Raw genomic sequence first — 18,534 nt, 5'->3', positions numbered from 1 at the left:
GTTCGGGGACGGGGGGCTCGGGTGACGCGGAACTCCCTGGATCGAGCCGGGATCGCCGTCGTCGCCGGAGAAAACACATACGAACCTCGTCTGCTGGGGGTCGTGGGGAAGCCTACGACGCCCGTGCGACGGTCGTTTCCGTACCTCCTCCGTGCCGGCTTCGGACCCCCACCCGAAAATCACTTGGCCGGACGCCCTCGGAAGGGGTTGACTCGTGTCCATGCCTCTCACGGAAGAGTCGGCCGCCTTCTAGCGGCGGCCAGACCTCTGTAGTTTCCGACCGCCGCATCAGCGTCCTCGCCGGTGCGGTCCCTCGGGCTGCCCGGCGTCCTACTCACCACGCCGGACGTGTCTCGTGAAATCACCTTCGAGTGGCGGCGCCCTCGTGCTCGTCACCGTTCTCCTGTCCACTCTGACCCTGCCGTTGTCCCTGACCGGGGCCTCGGTCGCGTTGCCCGACATTCAGACGGACCTGGGGGTCGACCTCACCTCGGCGCAGTGGGTCGTCAACGCCTACAACGCCTGTTTCGCCGCCTTCCTCGTGTGCGCCGGGTCGATCGCGGACGCGGTCGGGCGTAAACGCGTGTACGTGTTCGGTGTCGTCCTGTTCCTGGTCAGCGGCCTGCTGTGCCTGTTCGCCCCGGGCATCGAGGCTCTGGTCGCGTTGCGAGCACTGGGAGGGCTCGGCGCCGCCGCGGCCGTCGCGGGCGGCGGGTCGATGCTGGCCTCCACCTTCGAGGGGCCTGCCCGGGCGCGGGCGTTCGGGCTGCTCGGTACCGTGCTGGGCGCCGGCACCGCCTTCGGTCCCGCGATCGCCGGACTGCTCGTGGAGGCTTTGGGCTGGCGGTTCGCCTTCGCGGGCCCGGCGACGGTCTCCGGCCTGGTCCTGCTGTTGGCGCTGCGGATCCCGGCGATGCGCGGTGACGGCCGTTCCGTCGATTGGTGGGGCGGGGCCCTGTTCACCGCCGCGCTCCTGTTCCTGATCGGCGGGCTGGTGGAGGGACCCGCACGGGGTGTCGGTGTCCTGGCGGGGCTCCTCGCCTCGGCGGTGGTGTGCGCGGTGGTCTTCGTGCTGGTGGAACGTCGCCGCACCGATCCCCTCGTGGACGTCGCCCTGCTGGTCAACCGTCGTTTCGTCGCCTACGCCCTGGCCGCGGCCACGTTCATGGCGGTGCTGGTGCCCCTGCTCGTGTACCTGCCGTCGTACCTGATCAACGTGGTCGGACTCGGTCCTGGGACGGCGGGCCTGTGGTTGCTGTTCCTGACCGTGCCGACCCTGTTGTTGCCCACGATCGGCGCGGAACTGGTCAACCGGCTTCCGCACGTCGCCGTGGTGGTGGGCGCCCTCCTGCTCCTGGGCGCGGGTGTCCTCGGGTTCACCACCCTGGGCCCTGACGCCTCCGTGTGGTCGGTCATGCTGCCGTTCCTACTGGTGGGGTCGGGTGTGGGACTCACCGGCGGGATGATCGACGGTCTGGGCCTGGCCGCCGTTCCGCCCGAACGTGTGGGAACGGCCTCGGGTGTCTTCAACGCGACCCGGTTGAGTCTGGAGACGGTCTCCATCGCCGTGGTCGGTGCTCTCCTGGCGGTGCTGACCGGTGGCCGGTTGGCGGGTGCGGAGTTCACCGAGGCCCTGCACCTGGTCGCGCTGCTGCTCACCACGCTGGTCGCGGCGGTGTCGGTCGCCGTGGTCGCCCTGACCCGGAACCCGAGGGCTCGCGAACCGGCCCGCCGACCGGAAGGGTGAGGCGGAGTGGTGAGGACGGAACCATCCCGGCGAGCACCCCTCGAATCGCCTGGACCCACGTGGGAACCACGCGCCGTTCACCGCCGTACCCGTGCCCAGTGAAGGGTTCGCCCCGACCCTTCGTCGGGTAGTAGTGGCCACCACACGAACCGTGACTCTAGGAGGAGTGGCATGGCGCAGAGCCGTTGGGAGCGACTGTGGCGGGGAGCCGAGCGGGCCTACCGCAGACGTGGTTTCGAGCGCGAGACCGCCGTTCTCATCCTCAAGTGCGCGATCGCCGCGACCCTCGCCTATGTGGTGGCCTATCTGCTGGGTGCGTCCACCCAGATCGGTTTCGCTCCCTTCACCGCGCTCCTGGTCGTCCGACCCAGCGTGTACGGGTCGGTACTCCAGTCCGGCCGGTACGTGGCGGCGGTGTTCGCGGGCGCCCTGATGGCCGGGGTCGGCGGTCTCACCATCGGCCCCACCGTGTGGGTGTTCGCCCTGGTCGTCCTGGTGGCTCTCATCGCCGGGCAGGCGCGCTTCTTCGGAACACAGGGAATGCAGGTCTCCGTGGTGGCGGCCTTCGCCCTGGCCGGGGGGACCGCGACCAACGCCACGGACCTGGGATCCCTCCTGCTGATGGTGTGCGTGGGGGCGGGCAGTGCCCTGCTGACCAACCTCGCCCTGGCCCCGGCGGTCCGCTTCCGGGACGCCGAGAACGCGGTCCTGGACTTCTCCGACAGTCTGCGTTCCCTGACCGGTGAGATCGCCGAAGGGCTGGGTCAAGGCAAGGAAGGGTTGGAAACGGACTACTGGGGTCAGGTCGCGGACGGGCTCGACGGGACGGCCCGCAACGCCCAAGAGACGGTCCAGCGCCAAGAGGACCGGCTGAGGTTCAACCCACGGCGGTTCCTGTCCCACAAGGAACCGTCGCCCAGGCAGTTCGATACCTACCGGGACTGGATCCAAGCCCTGAGCCGAGCCGCGCGGCACGTGCAGTCCCTGGTGCGCACGCTGCGCACCACCACACGTTCGGGCTCCCGGTTCTCCGCCCCCGCCGACGCTTTCCTGCGAGAGCTCGCTCCGTTGCTGGAACGGGCCTCGGAGATCTTCCAGGAGGTGCACGAACAGGAGGAAACCGCGTACAGCGCCGCCTCCGACGACCTGCGCGAGATGGTCGACGACGCCTTGCGCGAGCTGGACGAGGTCCGCGAACGTGTGCGTCGAGAGTGGGACGAAGAGAGTTGGTCGGTGTACAGCGCCCTGTTCACCGACGTCGAGCGGCTCATGGAGGAGGTGAACCAGGGCTACGAGAACACCGAGCGTTCCGAAGGTCGGTGAGCGTACCCACGCGATCGGTGGGCAGGGTTGCCGCATGGATCACCTACCCACGCGCGGCGGATCGCGCAGAACGAGTACGAACACCCTCGCCCTCCTGAGCACGGTCCTGCTCGTCACCTCCTGCTCCGACGGCGGAGCCGAGAACATGAGTGACGGGGAGGGCGACGCGACGGGTTCGCAGGGGGTCGGGCCCCTCGACCTCGGTGAACCCCGGGACCTGGCCACCGATCTCGATGTGCCCTGGGGCCTGGACTTCCTCCCCGACGGCTCGGCCCTGGTGGCCCAACGGGACTCCGCGGTCGTCGCCCACGTCACCCCGGACGGAGACGTGACCGAGGCCGGAACCATCGACGGGGTGGCGCACGGCGGCGAGGGCGGGCTCCTGGGGTTGGCGATCGACCCCGAATACCCCGACGAGCCCTACGTCTACGTGTACTTCACGACCTCCTCGGACAACCGGGTCGCCCGGCTCTCCTACGACGAGGAATCCGGGAACCTGGGTGAGTCCGAGGTGATCCTGGACGGTGTCCCCGCCGCGAACACCCACAACGGCGGGCGGATCGCCTTCGGGCCCGACGACCACCTGTACGTGGCCACCGGTGACGCCCAGGACACCGACAATTCCCAGGACACCGACTCGCTCGGCGGCAAGATCCTGCGGATGACCACCGCCGGCGACCCGGCCCCGGACAACCCCTTCGACAACCACGTCCACAGCTACGGTCACCGCAACGTGCAGGGCCTGGCCTGGGACGACGAGGACAACCTGTACGCCACCGAGTTCGGTCAGGACACCCTGGACGAGGTGAACCTGATCGAACCGGGAGACAACTACGGTTGGCCGATCGTCGAGGGGCCCGGCGGGGGAGACGAGTTCACGGATCCACTGCTCACCTGGGAGCCCGCGGAGGCCTCACCGAGCGGTGCGGCGATCGCGGGCGAGTCCCTGTGGGTGGCGTCCCTGCGCGGCGCGCGGCTCTGGGAGATCCCGCTGACCGGTGGGGGCGAGATCGGCGAACCGGAGGCGCACTTCGTCGACGAGTTCGGCCGGCTGCGCACGGTGTCGGCCCACCCCGACGGTGACGCGCTGTGGCTGACCACCAGCAATCTGGACGCCTGGGGCGCGCCCTCCGACGGTGACGACCGCGTCATGAACGTCCCCCTGGAGTGACCCGAAGACCTTCCGCCAGGGGCACGTTTCACCAAGGGCACGTTTCACCAAGGGCACGTTTCACCGGGGCGCCCGTCGTCCCGTCAGGGGCACGCTTCACCAAGGGCACGTTCCGCCGGGACCACGCCTTCCGTCAGGGGTCGTCCCACAACGGGCACGCTTCACCAAGGACCCGTTCCGGGGAGGACCCGCTCCGGTCAGCCGATCAGGCCGCGCGGGATGACCTCCTCGGTGAGGACGCGACGGATCTCCTCGTCCTCGCCGAGGTGCCCGGGGTGTTCGGCGTCCTCCCGCAGTCGGGCGCGCACGGCCGCGACCACCTCGTCGCTGAGCAGCGTCCGTGCGATCGGACCGGCCTCGGTGGCCTCGTGCCAACGGCGCAGCGCGTCCAAGCGGCCGTGCTCCACCGCGTCACGGGTCATGTGGAACAGACCGTCGACGTTGCGGTCGTAGGCGTCCTGGTCCAGGAGGTCCACGTCGATGACGGTGACCGGCTGGGGCGTGCCGCCGTCGGAGGCGGGGCGCATGTGATAGACCCGCCAGACCCGACCGTTGGTGAGGTAGACCCACTCCGCGCCCTCGTCGACGGCCAGCCGCCGCGACATCTGGATGTTGCGCAGGTCCAGTTCCTGACCGATCCGGCACACCTCGACGGGAGCGAAGAGCGCACCGTCCAACACGATCGCGTAGTCGATGGAGTCACCGCTGGTGCGGTACTCGGTGGTCATGTCCCGGTACTTGCTGAAATTGAGTCCGACGTCGAAGAAGTCGGCGACCAACAGGCGGGTGTCACCGTCGTTGGCGTCGCGCTCGGCGAGTTCCGCGAGGGGCTCGGCGATGCGGTCGACCGCGGCGGCCACGCGTCCTCGGACCTCGGTCTCCCAGCTCTGGGTAGTGGTGAACTGGGCGGTCCTTGTCATGACCTGGGTCTCTGCAGCGTCCATGCCGTCCGTTTCCGTGTCTGGGGTGACCCCGTCACACGGCGTTCTCCGAGGGGGCGGGGGCACGCGGACGGGGGGAGAATCCGCCACAGATGCTACCGCCCGGCGGGCCCGCGACCGAAGGCAGCGGCCCTACCGGGCAGTAGAGTCAGCCCTCGTCCCCGCTGAGGTGTCGGACGAAGGAGCGGTAGTCGCGCAGGGCCAACCGCAGGACCTCGGTGTCGACACCCTCGGCTTCGTCCCAGGCGGCGCGCAGCGCCGTGCGCCGTTCCTCCAGGGCCGCGACCACCGCCTCGGCGACCTCGGCCGCCAGCGCGTCCGCCTCGGCCACGGAGGAGCGCGGATCGTCCACGAAGCCGATCTGCACCTCCTTCCAACGGTCGAGGACCCTGGAGCTCTCCAACCCTCGGGGTCGGAGCCGCCATGGCTCCCCGTCCCGTTTCGAGGGCCGCCCCGGGGTGGAGGGCTTCTCCGGGGCGGAACGGGCCGACGATGAGGCGCGTTCGGTGCCCGGGTCGGGGCGTTTCTGTGTGGCCGGGACCCGCTTGCGGCGTACCGCGCCGCTCTTGGGTTCGCGTTTGGGCAGGGGGTCGGGGTCCTTCACCTCGGCTTCGACCTCGGTGGTGGTGGGGTCGACGTGGTCGGGTGCGGGGATCCACGGGCCACTGTCGGTGGACGTGGCGTCCTTCGGAGGATCGTGCGGTTCCTTCGGGGTCTCCAACGGTCGTGCCTCCTGACCCGGTCGTGGAATCCTTGCGTGGTGCGCGCGCAGGGTCCAACGGGCTCCGCGCCCGGACCCTCCGGAACGGGCTCCGCGCCCGGACCCTCCGGAAAGGTCGGACCCGCTCACTGGCCCTCCTCGGTGGTGCTCTCGACGGCTCGTTCACCGGCCGGCGCGGGTTCCTTGCGTGGTGGGAGCCCGCCGAGCAGTGAGTCGGTGAGACCGCGGTAGGCCACGAGCGCCTCGCGCAGGTTCTCGGTCTGTTCCTGGTCGGCCTCGGCGAGGTGGCCGGCCGCGTGGGTACGGCGGAAGTCGGCGACGGCGGTCGGGTGGTCCACGGACAGGACCTTGGCCAGGCGTTCGAACCCGTCGTCGTCGGCGGTGACGGTCGGGACGTCGGGGTAGCCCGCGTCGCGCATGATGGTCTCGACCAGACCGCGGGCGTCGTGCACCGCGCGGACCGGATCGTCCACGAATTCCTGCTGTACCGAGGCCCACGTGTCGGTGTGGGTCCTGCGTTCCTCATCGGTGAGTTCGCGCAGTTCGATGCCCTTGCGGTGATCGAGCCGCTCCGCGAGGTCCTGTTCGGCGGCGGCGGTGTCACCGTGGGTTTCGACGGTGTGGTCGTACTCCGTGCCGAAGCGTTGTTTGAGCCGGGCGGTGCGCCGGGCCGGAAGGATCGAGGACCGCGCGGCGAACGCGATACCTCCGGCGAGGACGACCGCGACCACGACGACTATCGCGATGATGACCATGGTTTGGGTCTCCACGGGGGTACCTCCTGTGCGGCTCTTGCCCTCGCGCGCACCCACGAAACGCCGCCCGGACGGCGATGCGGTGTTCGTGCTGGTGAGAGGCCGTTTGGCAGGGGGCGGCCGGTTCGGCGGGTTTGCGACCAGCCGATTCTCCGGAGTGCACAAGGGGGTTTCGCCGTCACACAGGGCGCATGGATCACGTCGAGGTACACGGCCCCGGGCGATCGGTCCGTCGCTCTCGGTCCTAGGGTGGCGACGTCGTGCGAACCTCGTGAGAAAGGCCCTTCGTGCCCAAGCACATGTACGCCTCCGCCGCCCTCTCCTCGGGCCTGGCCCTGGCCCTGGTGTTGAGCGGCTGCGGTGGTGATCCGGAGACGACCGAACCGGATGCGGCCGCCGCCGACGCACCCGAGACGGAAACGGAACCGGAGCAGGGGGAGGACGATCAGCCGGAGAGAGACCTGGTCGACCCCCTGACGATCGCCCCCGAGAACCTGTGCACCGTACTCTCCGAGGAGACTCTGGACGACCTCCTCGGAGAGGAGGACATGCGCAGCGGCACAGAGGGGACGACGGGTATCCCCGACCCCGACGACATGGACGAGCTCGACCGGCTGCGGATGAGCTGCATGCTCGTCTCGGCGGCGGGCGGGACGATCCACTTCTCGATGGAGGTCCACGAAGGGCTCTACGTCGACAGCACCCTCGCCTCCTACAGCGAGGCGGACGCAGACCCGGACGTCGACCTCGGCGAGTTCGCCGTCACCGGTGAGGGCATCGGCGACGGGGCCGGGGTGACGGTCGTGGACGGTCAGGTCCTCGTGGAGGTGACCTACGACCGTATGGGCGAGGCGGACCAGGACGAACTGTCCGAGGGCGCGCTCCGGGTCGCCGAGGAGATCATGGCATCCATGGACTGACGGCGTGGCCGCGACCGTCGCGGGGCGGACCCATCCGGGCCCGCCCCGCGGTCTCAGGGGGAGGAAGGGGCGATGATCACCGCTTCCGGCGGCGGGCCAACGAGGCCCCCAACGCCGGCCGGTCGATCTTGGCGTTGTGCCGACGGTCCACGGGGAGGCGACGCACCTCGACGAACTCGGTGAGGCCCCGGGTCGCCTCGTGGCGCTCGGCCAGTGCGCGCAGTTCGGCTGCCACGGTCGAGGCGTCGCGCCGGTCCTCGTCGGAGCGTTCGACGCAGACGACCACGGCGATGCTCCCCGCGCGGGGCACGGCGACCAGGGCCGCCCGGTGGACGGCCGGGTGGGTCGTCAGGACCGGCTCGACCCGCAGCGGCAGGTAGATTCCATCTCGGGTGATGACCCGGTGCGAACGTCGTCCGCCCAACCACAGGCGGTCCTGGTCGTCGAGGTGGCCGACGTCCCCCAACCGGTGCCACACCGTGCCGTCCGGACCGGGGATCTTGTTCGCGGCGGTGGCGACCGGGTCCCGGAAGTAGTCCTCGCTGATGTGCGGACTACGCGCGATGACCTCGCCGACCTCGCCCGACGGTAGGGCCTCGACATCTCCGATGTTCGCGATGTTCCCCTCGGTCACCGGGATGATCCGGAGTTCGACACCGGGCAGACCCGGGCCCACGCACAGACCCTCACCGCGCTCGGTGCGTTCCCAGGTCTCCTCCAGCACCGTCGTGCCGTCGATCTCGCACAGCGGAAGTGCCTCGGTGGCCCCGTAGTTGGAGTACAGCTCGCCCTCGGGACCGAGCATGTTCCGTACCGCCGCGTACAGCGGCCCCTGGACCTCGGCGCCGCCCGCGACGATGCGGCGCACGCTGTCCACCGTGATCGACTCGCGGCGGGCATGCGCCGAGAGGTTCCGCAGCAGAGCGGGTGAACCGAACATCGTCCGGACGCCGCGCTCCTCGATGGTGCGCAGCAGCGCGGCGGGGTCGGCGTCGCCGGGCCCCTTCATGGTGAAGTCCATCGGGGGGACCACCACCTGTCCACCGGCCGACAGCGCGATGATCCAGAACATCGGGAACGTGGGCATGTCCACCACGTCACCGCCGTCACCGAGAGACCACTGGGCACCGACCACCTCGACCATGGCGGCGAAGTTGCGTTGGCGCAGCACCGTCGGCTTCGGCCGCCCGGTGCTGCCGGTGGTGAAGGCGATGACGGCCGGATCACCGGGTTCGACGTCCGCGGGTGTCGGCTCGGCCGGGGCCTGCTCCGACAACAGATCGTCCATCGAACGCACGCCGGGCCAGGCGCCGTCCACGACGTACTCCTGGCGCACCGTCCGCTTGCCCCAGCCGAAGAGCCGCTTGGCCAGGTGCGCGCGTGGCGTACCGAAGAACACCTCCGGGCCGATCCGGTCGAGGCACTGCCGGACCCGACGCATGCCGTGGCTGTAGGGCTCGACGCCCACGAGGGTGGCGCCGACGCGGAAGAGCGCGGTCCCGAGGACGAGCGCGTTGAAGCTCGGCGGGACCATGAACGAGCAGAGGGTGCCCTCCCGGATGCCGGCGGCGCGCAGACCGACGGCCAGGCGTTCGGCGCGGTCCGACAGTTCGCCGTAGGTCCGCTTGCGGTGGACCAGGACGCCGTCGCGGCCCTTGTCGGTCTGGACCATGGCGACGCGGCCGGGGTCGACGCGCGCCACGTCCAGGACCCGGTCGGCGACGAGGATGCGGTCGGGGGTGGTGGGGGTCGGTCCCGTCATCGGGGCACCTCCTGGCTCATGGGGTGTGGGAGTCGACGTTGTCCAGGAAGGAACGGATTTCCTGGGTCACCGTCTCGGGCCGTTCGAGCATGGGCATGTGGCCGGCGTCGGGGATGAGGACACGATGTTCCGAACGCAGCAGGGCGTCGAGGCGCACCCCGGCGACCGGTGACAGGACCCGGTTGCGGGCGCCCCAGATGGTGCACAGCGGAGGTCCGTCGGGCCCGCGCACGATGCGGTAACTGGCGGGCAGGTCGGTGAGAACGTCGGCGAGGGCCGGAGTCTGGTCCTCGCGAAGCATGCACGCCGTCAGTTCCGGGTCGTGGTGGAGCCCGGCGCGGATACCGGCGGGGCCCAACTGGAAGCGGAGCGCCAGGGGGATGGCGGCGCGGGGGACGCGAATCCGACGCAGCGCCGCTCGCACCGGAGCGGTCACGGGCGACCAGGCCGGGGTGGGCGCCATGAAGATCCCGAGACCACCGCGGCGGAACGTCGCGTCCGTCAGGGGGTTGACCATGACGAGCGCCCGCACGTTCTTCGGGTCGCGCGCGGCGACACCGGCGGCGATGGCCGACCCCATGCAGTTGCCGATCAGGGTGACCGGGGACAGACCGTCGTGTTCGATGAGGGCCGACACCAGGTCCACGTGCGCCGCGAGGTCGATCGGCCCGGGTGGCATGGGGGAGGCGCCGAAGCCCGGCAGGTCGAGGGCCACCACACGGTGATCGGCGGCGAGGTCGGCGATCTGGTTCCGCCAGATGCCGTGGGAGGTGCCTCCGTTGTGGAGCATGACGACACCGGGGCCCTTGCCGCCCGCACGTCGTAGGGCGACCTCGACCCCGTTGTGCCGGAACCGTTCGAGCGTCGCGTCGTCCGGTGGGCTTCCGGGATCGGAGGTCTTCTGCGTGCTTTCTCCCATCAAGGCCTCCATGTCTAATTTCAGAGAATGACCATTCTCTGAAATCGGAGGCTACTGGGATGTGATGGCCGCCACAACCCCCTGTGCGGGCGGAACGGCGCCGCGCAGAAGCCAGCCCACCGACTCGACGAGTTGCTCCGGCGACACCGCGTTCTCGTCGACCAGCCGCTGCATCGCGTACCCGTACGCCATCGCCTGCACCGCGCCGGCGATCCGTCCCGCCAGTTCGGAATCGGGTACCACACCGGCGTCGACGATGTTCGTCAAGAGGTTGGCCCGCACATCGGCCAACAGCCGCGCGACGGCCTCCTCCAACGGAGGATGCCGCAGCGCGTACAGCCAGAACTCGGCCATGAGGAGGACGATGTCGGGCGCGGTCTCGATCGTGGAGGTCCAATTGGTGACCATCCGGGCGATCAGCTCGTCGTGGTCGGCGGTGACGTCGGCGTGGTGACGACGAGAGGCCGCGCCCGCCTCGACCACGCGTCGGACCACGGCCAGGAACAACTCCTGCTTACCGCTGAAGTTCGCGTAGATCGCCCCGGTCGACATCCGGGCCTCGTGCGCGATCCGTGGAATGGAAGTGGCGCCATAGCCGTAACTCGCGAACACCGTCGCGGCGGCGTCGAGCAACGCCTCGCGGGTGCGCTCCTGGCGCTGTCTGCGGATCCCGACCACGTCTGAGTCCTCCTCGTATGTGTGCGGACACAGACTAGGCCGACGCGTCACTCGGTGGGAGGTGCTCGAAAGCGGTCAGGCCCGGGCGTAGACGCTCACGTGGAAGGGGCTGGAGGAGGTGAACGGTTCCCCGTGCCACCCGCCCGAACGCTCGACCAGCCGCAGGCCGGCCAGCCGCGCCATGAGGTCCAACTCCGAGGGCCAGACGAGCCGGCAGGAGATCGGCGCCATCCGAATGCCGTCGGCGCCCAGGCTCACGTGGTTCTCGTCGAGCAGCTGGGTGACGTGGTCGTACCGGTTCACGTCCAGGGTCACCGACCCCGGGGTCACACGTTCGACGTTGACGAACTGGTCTCCCCGGATCCAGGCCCACGGAGGCGCCGCCTCCACCACGAAAACGCCGCCTTCCTCCAGGTGACGGGCGGCGTTGACGAAGCACTCCACCTGACCGTCCTGGGTGAGGACGTTGTAGAAGGTGTTGTAGACGAGGTAGACGAGCGGGTAGACGCGGCCGGTGGTCTCGGTGGTCATGTCCCCGGTGACCACGTCGAGGCCCGCGCCCTCGGGCTTCTCCCGCAGCAGGGACACCATGTGCGGGGAGAGCTCGATGCCGTCGACCCGGACACCGAGCGCGGCGAGCGGCAGCGCGATACGACCGGTCCCGATCGCGAATTCCAACGCGCTTCGGTCTTGGGCGTGCCTCGCGAGGTAGGCGGCCGCTGAATCCTCGTCGCCTCGAAGATGGCCGTCGTAGTGTCGGGCGTTCTCCGGCCCGTAGGCCGTCAGGGGGTGGAAGTCGTCCATGGGCCGAGAGTGCCCGCCGGGCTTCGTCACCGGCAACGGGTTTTCCGGACGGCCGGGGCACGATGCGACTGACGCCGGTCGCATCACCCCCGGTCACACCACCCCAAAAGGTGAAATGTGGGCCAAGCGGACTCGTGCTTCCTTGGCGCGCTCACTCTTGGTCTTTCTCCTCGGGACTGTCGTCGGTCCCGAGGGTGCTGCTCAACTTCACGGTGGTGATGGTCGTGTACTTCGTGATCCGCCACGCCTACCGCCGCCGCGTCCTGGCAGCCCTTGAGCAGGAGGGTGAGAGGTTCGGTGTGAACAGGTCGGATGCCCGCGCCTTGGCCCGTAGAAGTGGTCGACGTAGGACGCTTCGCAAGCTCCCCGAGGCGGACCGTGCCAAAGCTGCGGAGCAGCAGGAACAACTTCTCGACACCGCCGAGGACCGCGCCGTCGGGTGATCACGCTCCGCCCGGCGCCGGTGACCTGAATGTGCGCTGCGTGGAGGAGACCGGGGCCGGGTCGGCGAAAGGGCCCCACCCGACGGACGGGTGGAGCCGGACCCGACCTTGTCCCGGACCCCGGTTCGATCTCACGTCCGGGGCGGGCCGGAATCGCGCATTTCCTCGTTGATGCGCAGGGCCTCTTCCAGCTGGTCCTCAAGGATGATGATGCGGCACGCGGACCCGATCGGAGTGCCTCCGTCGACGAGTTCACGGGCGCGGGAAGCGATCTTGAGCTGGTAGCGGGAGTAACGGCGGTGGCCGCCCTCCGAGCGCAAGGGTTCGATCAGTTTGGCCTCTCCCAGGGCGCGCAGGAAGGCCGGTGTGGCGCCGATCATCTCCGCGGCGGCGCCGACGGTATAGGCGGGATAGTCGTCGTCGTCGAATCGGTGACCGGTGTCGGGATGGGTCAAGTGCGTGTCTTTCCTTCTCGTGTACGCACGTCGAGGGCCCCGGCGCCATGTGGCGCCGGGGCCCGAGAGTTTAATACCACCTACCGGCTGCTGCCGGTCTTCCGTTTCCCGAAGTCAAACCGTGACGGGATCGCGGGGATCGCGGTTGTGTGACCGGGGACCACCTTCTTTCGAAACCAGGCCCTGCGGTACCCGAGCGGTGATTTCCCTCGCCCGGGCGATCCTGATGGCACCTACTCCTCTCGTGTCTCACTTCGTGCATTGCTTTCGACTACGGTCCTACCGGCTCCCGGCGCCGTACAACCGTGCGCCGGTCGAGCCCTACCGCGTCCTTCTTCCTACTGCGGTCTCCCCTGTGCGAGCGAGAGGCCGATACTGCGTCACTTCGGGTACTGCTCGACTTCCGTACTGCTGTCCTACCGGCCCCCGGCGTTGTGGAACCAAACGCGCCGGTCGGGCCATCCTGCTCACCACCGGCGTACCCGGTGGTCCAGCCGTGAAGCTCAGTGGCTATGACAGGAAATCTAGCAGCACGGATCAGTCATGTCTACTCTGGCCGCTACAAGTTTTCGATCTTCGCTGCGGGCGGTTTCCCTCAGGCCGGCACGGTGGTGAACCCGCGGAACCTGTTTCAGGCAAGATCGTCCAGAGGTCGGACCAGATTCTCGCGGCCCTCGGGGGCGTCGTCGGCCAGGTGTGCCAGCGCGTGGACGGCGCCCAGGATCAGCCAGACCAACAGAACCGGGGTCGTGCGCTTCCGATCGAGCCCGGTTGTCCCGGCGGCCAACAGCAGTGCGCAGACACCCAATACGGTCACGCGGGCCGCTTGTCCAGTGGTGAAACCGAGTAGGTGCCAGATCGCATCGGCCAGGGGTCAGAAGGCGACCACTGCCAAGGGCACACCGACCAGGATGGCGGTCCAGGATAAACCGGATCGTGTCCTCATCAGTGCGGAGAGTGCCATCAGTCGCTGCCGGAGGGTTGGCGAGGTAGGGGGGAGGGGGCTGGGGCCATGGTGCGACCGTAGCCAGGTTCAGGTGGACCGGTGGGGGTGGCCGGAGGCGGTCGGTGACGCTGTCGCTGTGTGGGTCGTTGGAAGGTGTGTGAGAGCCCTCGGAGACACCGGGTTTTGCTCACGGAGGTGGCGGACATCCGTGTACCCGGCTGCCCCCAACCGGGGGTGTATGACGGGAGCTGCGCGCGTCATCCTCTGGCCCGTGCACCCGCTGGTGCACCCCCAACGCGAAGACGGCCCCTGGTGTGCGAAGGGTCTTCGCAGGCCAGGGGCCGTCTTTCGTATGGAGCGGATGACGGGAATCGAACCCGCGCTATCAGCTTGGGAAGCTGAAGTTCTGCCATTGAACTACATCCGCGTGAGCGCGCCGGTTGTGGCTGCCAACGGTGATGATCCTATCCCAACTCGGGGTCGGATGGGCAAGTCGGCGTGGTGGTGACGTCCTCACTCAAGGTCCGTCGGGCTGTTCTCGCAGGCGGTGGGTTCGACCGGTAGGTTCGACATCGTGCTGCTCTCCGATCGTGACCTCAACAAGCAGATCGAGTCCGGGCGGGTCCGGATCGATCCCTTCGACCCCTCCTTGATTCAGCCGTCGAGCATCGACGTGCGCCTGGACCGCTACTTCCGGGTCTTCGAGAACCACAAGTACCCCCACATCGACCCCTCCGTGGAACAGCCGGATCTCACCCGGCTGGTGGAGACCGACGGGGAGGAAGCCTTCGTCCTGCACCCCGGTGAGTTCGTGCTGGCCTCCACCTACGAGGTGGTGACCCTGCCGGACGACATCGCCAGCCGGTTGGAGGGCAAGAGCTCCCTGGGACGGCTGGGTCTGCTCACGCATTCGACCGCCGGTTTCATCGATCCGGGGTTCTCGGGTCACGTGACCTTGGAGCTGTCCAACATGGCGACGTTGCCGATCAAGCTCTACCCGGGCATGAAGATCGGGCAGCTGTGCATGTTCGAGCTGACCTCGCCGTCGGAGCGCCCCTACGGTTCCGCCGCCTACGGCTCGCGTTACCAGGGACAACGTGGTCCGACCCCGTCGCGTTCGCACCAGAACTTCGTTCGGACCCGGATCACGGACGAGGAACGCTGAAGCGGGGGTCGCTCTGGAACCTCAAAAGGCCCTTACGGTACGGTCATGATTTGACACGTTCTGTTGTTTCGTCTGCCTGTCATGGGATTGTGACCCGTGTCGCCCTAGAATGGTCAGTGGTAAAGATCACATTGGGGCGCCCCGCGGGCTCTGGATCCCGCTCTATAGGTCGCCGGACGTGTTTTATGGCGATTAAACATGTTATCTGGTAGTGACATGCCGCCTGAACTGTGCGTTCACATCTCGGTAAGGTGGCGTCCCGACGTGAACCAGGTGATGGTTCCGCCCGTTGGCGGGCGCGCACGGGGGCTCTGCGCGGACCACTCACCTGTGGAAACCGCGGGCTCGTATTGAAGACCGACATCTTCAACGAGTCTCCGCGCCAGGGACAGCCCCGTAGAGGAGACCGTGCCAGCAGTACGCGCAGACCACCTGTACAAGGTGTTCGGTAAGCAGTCGAAGGTAGCCGTGGAACGGCTATCCGACGGCAGCCACCGTGACACCATCACCGACCTCGACGTGACCGCCGCCGTCATCGACGTGTCCTTCGAGGTCCAACCGGGCGAGATCTTCGTCGTCATGGGCCTGTCCGGCTCGGGTAAATCGACGCTGATCCGGATGCTCAACGGCCTTCTCGACCCGACCGCGGGGTCGGTCGAGGTCGACGGCGTGAACATCACCGCCCTCAACAAGAAGGATCTGCTCAAGCTTCGGGGCGAGAAGATCAGCATGGTCTTCCAGCACTTCGCCCTGCTTCCGCACCGCACAGTGTTGGAGAACGCGGCCTACGGCCTTGAGCTGCGCGGCCTTCCGCGCGCCGAGCGCTTCGAGAAGGCCAAGGAAACCCTCGCCCTCGTCGGGCTGGACGGGTGGGAGGACAAACTCCCGCAGCAGCTTTCCGGCGGTATGCAGCAGCGCGTGGGCCTGGCCCGCGCCCTCTCCGCCGACACGGACATCATTCTCATGGACGAAGCGTTCAGCGCGCTGGACCCGCTGATCCGCCGCGACATGCAGACGCAGCTCATCGAGCTCCAGGCGAGCCTGGGCAAGACGATCATCTTCATCACGCACGACCTCAACGAGGCCATGCGTCTCGGCGACCGGATCTGTGTGCTCCGGGACGGTCGTGTCGCCCAGATCGGTGAGGCCGCGGAGATCCTCAACTCTCCGGCCAACGAATACGTGGAACGTTTCATCGAGGACGTCGACCGGGCCCGGGTGCTCACCGCGTCCGCCGTCATCGACGCGTCAGTGGCCAGGGACGACTCCGCGCCGCAGGTCGACGCCGGTACCGCGGTCGCCGACCTGTACCCGACGGTGTCCACCGCGGACCGGCTTCGCGTGGTCTCCGACCAAGGCGAGGTCCTCGGCATGGTGACTCGTGAGTCCGTGCTGGCCTCCCTCAACACCACCACGAACGGGGAGGGGGACAAGTGACCCCCGTCGACTTTCCGCCGTCCCTACCCCTCGGACAGGGGTTCGAGGCGGTCAACTCCTGGTTGAAGGCCAACTTCGGTTGGTTCTTCGACCTCACCGGCGATTTCATCCGCTGGGCGGTCAACATCCTGTCCGGGTTCTTCGTCGAACCCGGGGCCGGGCAGTTGGCCTTCATCGCCGCGGTGATCATCGCCGCGCCGTTGGTGCGTTGGCGTCGTCTACCGCTGCTGGGCATCGTCATCGGTGTCTCGCTGCTGTACGTCCTCGAAGCGCTGTTCGGCATCGTGACGGCCATCGTCAACGCCGTCCCAGGGCTCTTCCTCTGGGCGATGGGGTTGTTCGACACCGTCGTGGAGCCCTATTTCGTGGTCTCCTTCGTGTTCCTGGTCGCGGTCACCGCGCTGGGGCTCGTCGAGAAGCGGACCCGGCTCCGCGCCGGGGTCGTCGCCGGTGGCTGGTTGATCGTGGTGCTGCTCGGCTGGCTGCTGCTGCCGATGGTCGTCACCAATGCGATGGCGCTGCTGATGATCCTGTTGCTGAGCCTGCTCGCGCTCTCGGTGGCCGGCTGGCGCATGGGTCTGTTCGCGGTGATCGCGCTGACCATCGTGGCCTCCGTCGGTCAGTGGGACAACGCCATGGACACGCTGGGTCTGGTCCTGGTGGCCAGCCTCGTCGCCGTGGTCATCGCGATCCCGATCGGCATCATCGCCGCCTACAACGATCTGGTCAGCAAGATCGCCAAGCCGGTCCTGGACCTGATGCAGACGCTGCCCGCGTTCGTCTACCTGATCCCGGCGATCTTCTTCTTCTCGATCGGCGCGGTGCCCGGTGTGGTCGCGACCATCGTGTTCGCGATGCCGCCCGGCGTACGCCTGACCGAGCTCGGCATTCGCGGTATCGACAAGGAACTGGTGGAAGCGGGTGAGGCCTTCGGCGCCCCCCGGAGCAAGATCCTCACCGGAATCCAGCTGCCCCTCGCCCTGCCCACGATCATGGCCGGTGTCAACCAGGTCATCATGCTGGGCCTGTCCATGGTCGTCATCGCGGGCATGGTCGGCGCCGGTGGTCTGGGCAGCGAGGTCTACCAGGGCATCACCCGCAACGACGGCGCGCTCGGTTTCGAGGCCGGTATCGCCGTGGTGATCCTGGCGATCTTCCTGGACCGCCTCACCGCCGCCGTCACCAAGAACAGCCCGCAGGCCCGTGTCGGCTCGTCCTGACACCGGTCCGCCCACACCAGCCACTAGGGAAGGGAATCCCGAAGATGTACAGCCGTAAGCGCATGACTGGTCTGGCCGCCGCCGGAATGAGCGGAGTGCTCCTGCTGTCCGCCTGTGGAGGTGGCGGAGAGGACCTGACCGGCGGATCGGACGCCGAGGAGGGCGGCCAGGACATCAGCATCGCGCTGATCGCCTGGGAGGAGGCCATCGCCACCACCGCCATGTGGGAGGTCATCCTGCAGGAGAAGGGCTACAACGTCGATGTCACCGACGTCGACGTCGCTCCGGCCTTCCAGGGCGTCGCCAACGGCGACGTGGACCTGTACCTGGACACCTGGCTCCCGGCCACGCACGAGCAGTACTGGAACGACTACGGCGACCAGATCGAGGACCTCGGTTCCTGGTACGACAACGCCATCCTGACCCTCACCGTCCCCACGTACATGGAGGACGTCAACAGCATCCCGGACCTGCTCGACCACGCGGACGAGCTGGACAACCGCATCGTCGGTATCGACCCGGGCGCCGGCCTCACCGACACCACCCAGAACAGCGCGATGCCGGGCTATGGCCTGGACGACGAGTTCGAGCTGGTGACCTCCTCGGGCGCGGCCATGCTCGCCGAGCTGGACTCCGCGATCACCGACGAAGAGCCCATCGTCGTCACCCTGTGGCGTCCGCACCCGGCCTACGCCCAGCACGACCTCAAGGACCTCGAAGACCCCGAGGGTCTGATGGGCGAGGCGGAGTCCATCCACTCCATCGGTCGTGAGGGCTTCGGAGAGGACTTCCCGGAGGTCGCCGGCTGGATCGAGGGCTGGACGATGGACGACGACGAGCTCGCCACGCTGGAGGTCCTCACCCTCGACGAGTACGAGGACGAGCCGCAGGAAGGCGCTCGCGTCTGGCTCTCGGAGAACCCCGAGTTCCTGGAGCGCACCCTGGGCGAAGACGCCGAGGGCCTTGAGTTCTAGTAGTCGTTTTCGCGCGTAAACTCGTAGTTTGAGCACATATGAGACGGTCGTTCCCGCACAGGGGACGACCGTCTCCGTGTGACGTCGCAGAACTCGTTTCGATGGCCGACCCCCCACATCGAACGGGCGCACAGTAGGACTTCGATGGTGAGG

General features: G+C 68.2%; 18 protein-coding genes and 1 tRNA gene. 9 read left to right on the top strand and 10 right to left on the bottom strand.

What is annotated here, in order from left to right:
• Nucleotides 1–385 precede the first annotated feature (385 nt).
• From BQ8420_RS12860 to BQ8420_RS12850, 3 genes are all read left to right on the top strand, one after another.
• Nucleotides 386–1,747, top strand: coding sequence for an MFS transporter (locus BQ8420_RS12860; protein ID WP_087098695.1), 1,362 nt, complete (start codon nucleotides 386–388; stop codon nucleotides 1,745–1,747).
• 171 nt (nucleotides 1,748–1,918) lie between these two features.
• Entirely contained in the window at nucleotides 1,919–3,070 is a 1,152-nt protein-coding gene (locus BQ8420_RS12855) for an aromatic acid exporter family protein (protein ID WP_087098693.1), read from the top strand.
• Between the two features lie 34 nt (nucleotides 3,071–3,104).
• On the top strand, nucleotides 3,105–4,241 hold the full coding sequence (locus BQ8420_RS12850) for a sorbosone dehydrogenase family protein (RefSeq protein ID WP_087098691.1): 1,137 nt from the start codon (nucleotides 3,105–3,107) through the stop codon (nucleotides 4,239–4,241).
• A gap of 197 nt (nucleotides 4,242–4,438) precedes the next feature.
• On the opposite strand, the gene BQ8420_RS12845 is transcribed toward BQ8420_RS12850, so the two are convergent.
• From BQ8420_RS12845 to BQ8420_RS12835, 3 genes are all read right to left on the bottom strand, one after another.
• On the bottom strand, nucleotides 4,439–5,185 hold the full coding sequence (locus BQ8420_RS12845; protein WP_087098689.1) for a hypothetical protein: 747 nt from the start codon (nucleotides 5,183–5,185) through the stop codon (nucleotides 4,439–4,441).
• Nucleotides 5,186–5,330: 145 nt separating this feature from the next.
• The gene (locus BQ8420_RS12840; protein ID WP_235006133.1) at nucleotides 5,331–5,903 is read right to left on the bottom strand and encodes a hypothetical protein; all 573 of its coding nucleotides are present in this window, start codon (nucleotides 5,901–5,903) and stop codon (nucleotides 5,331–5,333) included.
• A gap of 125 nt (nucleotides 5,904–6,028) precedes the next feature.
• Nucleotides 6,029–6,673 carry a hypothetical protein gene (locus BQ8420_RS12835; protein ID WP_235006131.1) on the bottom strand — a complete coding sequence of 215 codons (645 nt, stop codon included), beginning with the start codon at nucleotides 6,671–6,673 and terminating at the stop codon, nucleotides 6,029–6,031.
• 272 nt (nucleotides 6,674–6,945) lie between these two features.
• On the opposite strand from BQ8420_RS12835, the gene BQ8420_RS12830 reads away from it, so the two are divergent.
• Complete coding sequence (locus tag BQ8420_RS12830; protein ID WP_235006130.1) at nucleotides 6,946–7,578, top strand: DUF3558 domain-containing protein; 633 nt, start codon at nucleotides 6,946–6,948, stop codon at nucleotides 7,576–7,578.
• 76 nt (nucleotides 7,579–7,654) lie between these two features.
• Here the strand turns inward: BQ8420_RS12830 and BQ8420_RS12825 are convergent, their stop codons facing one another.
• The 4 genes from BQ8420_RS12825 to BQ8420_RS12810 form a co-directional block, all read right to left on the bottom strand.
• Nucleotides 7,655–9,340 carry a fatty acid CoA ligase family protein gene (locus BQ8420_RS12825; protein ID WP_087098685.1) on the bottom strand — a complete coding sequence of 562 codons (1,686 nt, stop codon included), beginning with the start codon at nucleotides 9,338–9,340 and terminating at the stop codon, nucleotides 7,655–7,657.
• A gap of 16 nt (nucleotides 9,341–9,356) precedes the next feature.
• Nucleotides 9,357–10,259: an alpha/beta fold hydrolase gene (locus BQ8420_RS12820; protein ID WP_087098728.1), complete on the bottom strand. Its 903-nt coding sequence runs from the start codon at nucleotides 10,257–10,259 to the stop codon at nucleotides 9,357–9,359.
• A gap of 51 nt (nucleotides 10,260–10,310) precedes the next feature.
• Nucleotides 10,311–10,937 carry a TetR/AcrR family transcriptional regulator gene (locus tag BQ8420_RS12815; protein WP_087098683.1) on the bottom strand — a complete coding sequence of 209 codons (627 nt, stop codon included), beginning with the start codon at nucleotides 10,935–10,937 and terminating at the stop codon, nucleotides 10,311–10,313.
• 75 nt (nucleotides 10,938–11,012) lie between these two features.
• Nucleotides 11,013–11,741 carry a class I SAM-dependent methyltransferase gene (locus tag BQ8420_RS12810; RefSeq protein WP_087098681.1) on the bottom strand — a complete coding sequence of 243 codons (729 nt, stop codon included), beginning with the start codon at nucleotides 11,739–11,741 and terminating at the stop codon, nucleotides 11,013–11,015.
• Between the two features lie 194 nt (nucleotides 11,742–11,935).
• Here BQ8420_RS12810 and BQ8420_RS12805 point away from each other — a divergent pair, with 194 nt between their 5' ends.
• Nucleotides 11,936–12,184 (top strand): hypothetical protein, encoded by a 249-nt coding sequence (locus tag BQ8420_RS12805; protein ID WP_087098679.1) that lies wholly within the window; start codon nucleotides 11,936–11,938, stop codon nucleotides 12,182–12,184.
• Nucleotides 12,185–12,315: 131 nt separating this feature from the next.
• Here the strand turns inward: BQ8420_RS12805 and BQ8420_RS12800 are convergent, their stop codons facing one another.
• The 3 genes from BQ8420_RS12800 to BQ8420_RS12790 form a co-directional block, all read right to left on the bottom strand.
• Nucleotides 12,316–12,639, bottom strand: a complete 324-nt coding sequence (locus tag BQ8420_RS12800) for a MerR family transcriptional regulator (RefSeq protein WP_087098677.1) — start codon at nucleotides 12,637–12,639, stop codon at nucleotides 12,316–12,318.
• Nucleotides 12,640–13,270: 631 nt separating this feature from the next.
• Nucleotides 13,271–13,456, bottom strand: a complete 186-nt coding sequence (locus BQ8420_RS12795) for a hypothetical protein (RefSeq protein WP_087098675.1) — start codon at nucleotides 13,454–13,456, stop codon at nucleotides 13,271–13,273.
• Nucleotides 13,457–13,938: 482 nt separating this feature from the next.
• Nucleotides 13,939–14,012: transfer RNA gene (locus tag BQ8420_RS12790), tRNA-Gly, on the bottom strand.
• A 147-nt stretch (nucleotides 14,013–14,159) separates the two neighbouring features.
• On the opposite strand from BQ8420_RS12790, the gene dcd reads away from it, so the two are divergent.
• The 4 genes from dcd to BQ8420_RS12770 all read left to right on the top strand — a co-directional run bounded on the left by dcd (nucleotide 14,160) and on the right by BQ8420_RS12770 (nucleotide 18,381).
• The gene (dcd, locus tag BQ8420_RS12785) at nucleotides 14,160–14,750 is read left to right on the top strand and encodes a dCTP deaminase (RefSeq protein ID WP_087098726.1); all 591 of its coding nucleotides are present in this window, start codon (nucleotides 14,160–14,162) and stop codon (nucleotides 14,748–14,750) included.
• Between the two features lie 408 nt (nucleotides 14,751–15,158).
• Nucleotides 15,159–16,187 (top strand): glycine betaine/L-proline ABC transporter ATP-binding protein, encoded by a 1,029-nt coding sequence (locus BQ8420_RS12780; protein WP_200815915.1) that lies wholly within the window; start codon nucleotides 15,159–15,161, stop codon nucleotides 16,185–16,187.
• Nucleotides 16,184–17,407 carry a proline/glycine betaine ABC transporter permease gene (locus BQ8420_RS12775; RefSeq protein WP_087098673.1) on the top strand — a complete coding sequence of 408 codons (1,224 nt, stop codon included), beginning with the start codon at nucleotides 16,184–16,186 and terminating at the stop codon, nucleotides 17,405–17,407. The genes BQ8420_RS12780 and BQ8420_RS12775 overlap by 4 nt, the downstream gene beginning before the upstream one ends.
• A 44-nt stretch (nucleotides 17,408–17,451) precedes the next feature.
• On the top strand, nucleotides 17,452–18,381 hold the full coding sequence (locus BQ8420_RS12770) for a glycine betaine ABC transporter substrate-binding protein (RefSeq protein WP_087098671.1): 930 nt from the start codon (nucleotides 17,452–17,454) through the stop codon (nucleotides 18,379–18,381).
• Nucleotides 18,382–18,534 lie beyond the last annotated feature (153 nt).

The sequence above is a fragment of the Nocardiopsis sp. JB363 genome (assembly GCF_900143625.1).
Classification (GTDB): domain Bacteria; phylum Actinomycetota; class Actinomycetes; order Streptosporangiales; family Streptosporangiaceae; genus Nocardiopsis.
The sequence above is the reverse complement of the archived record's forward strand: the minus strand, read 5'-3'. Positions and strand labels throughout refer to the sequence as shown.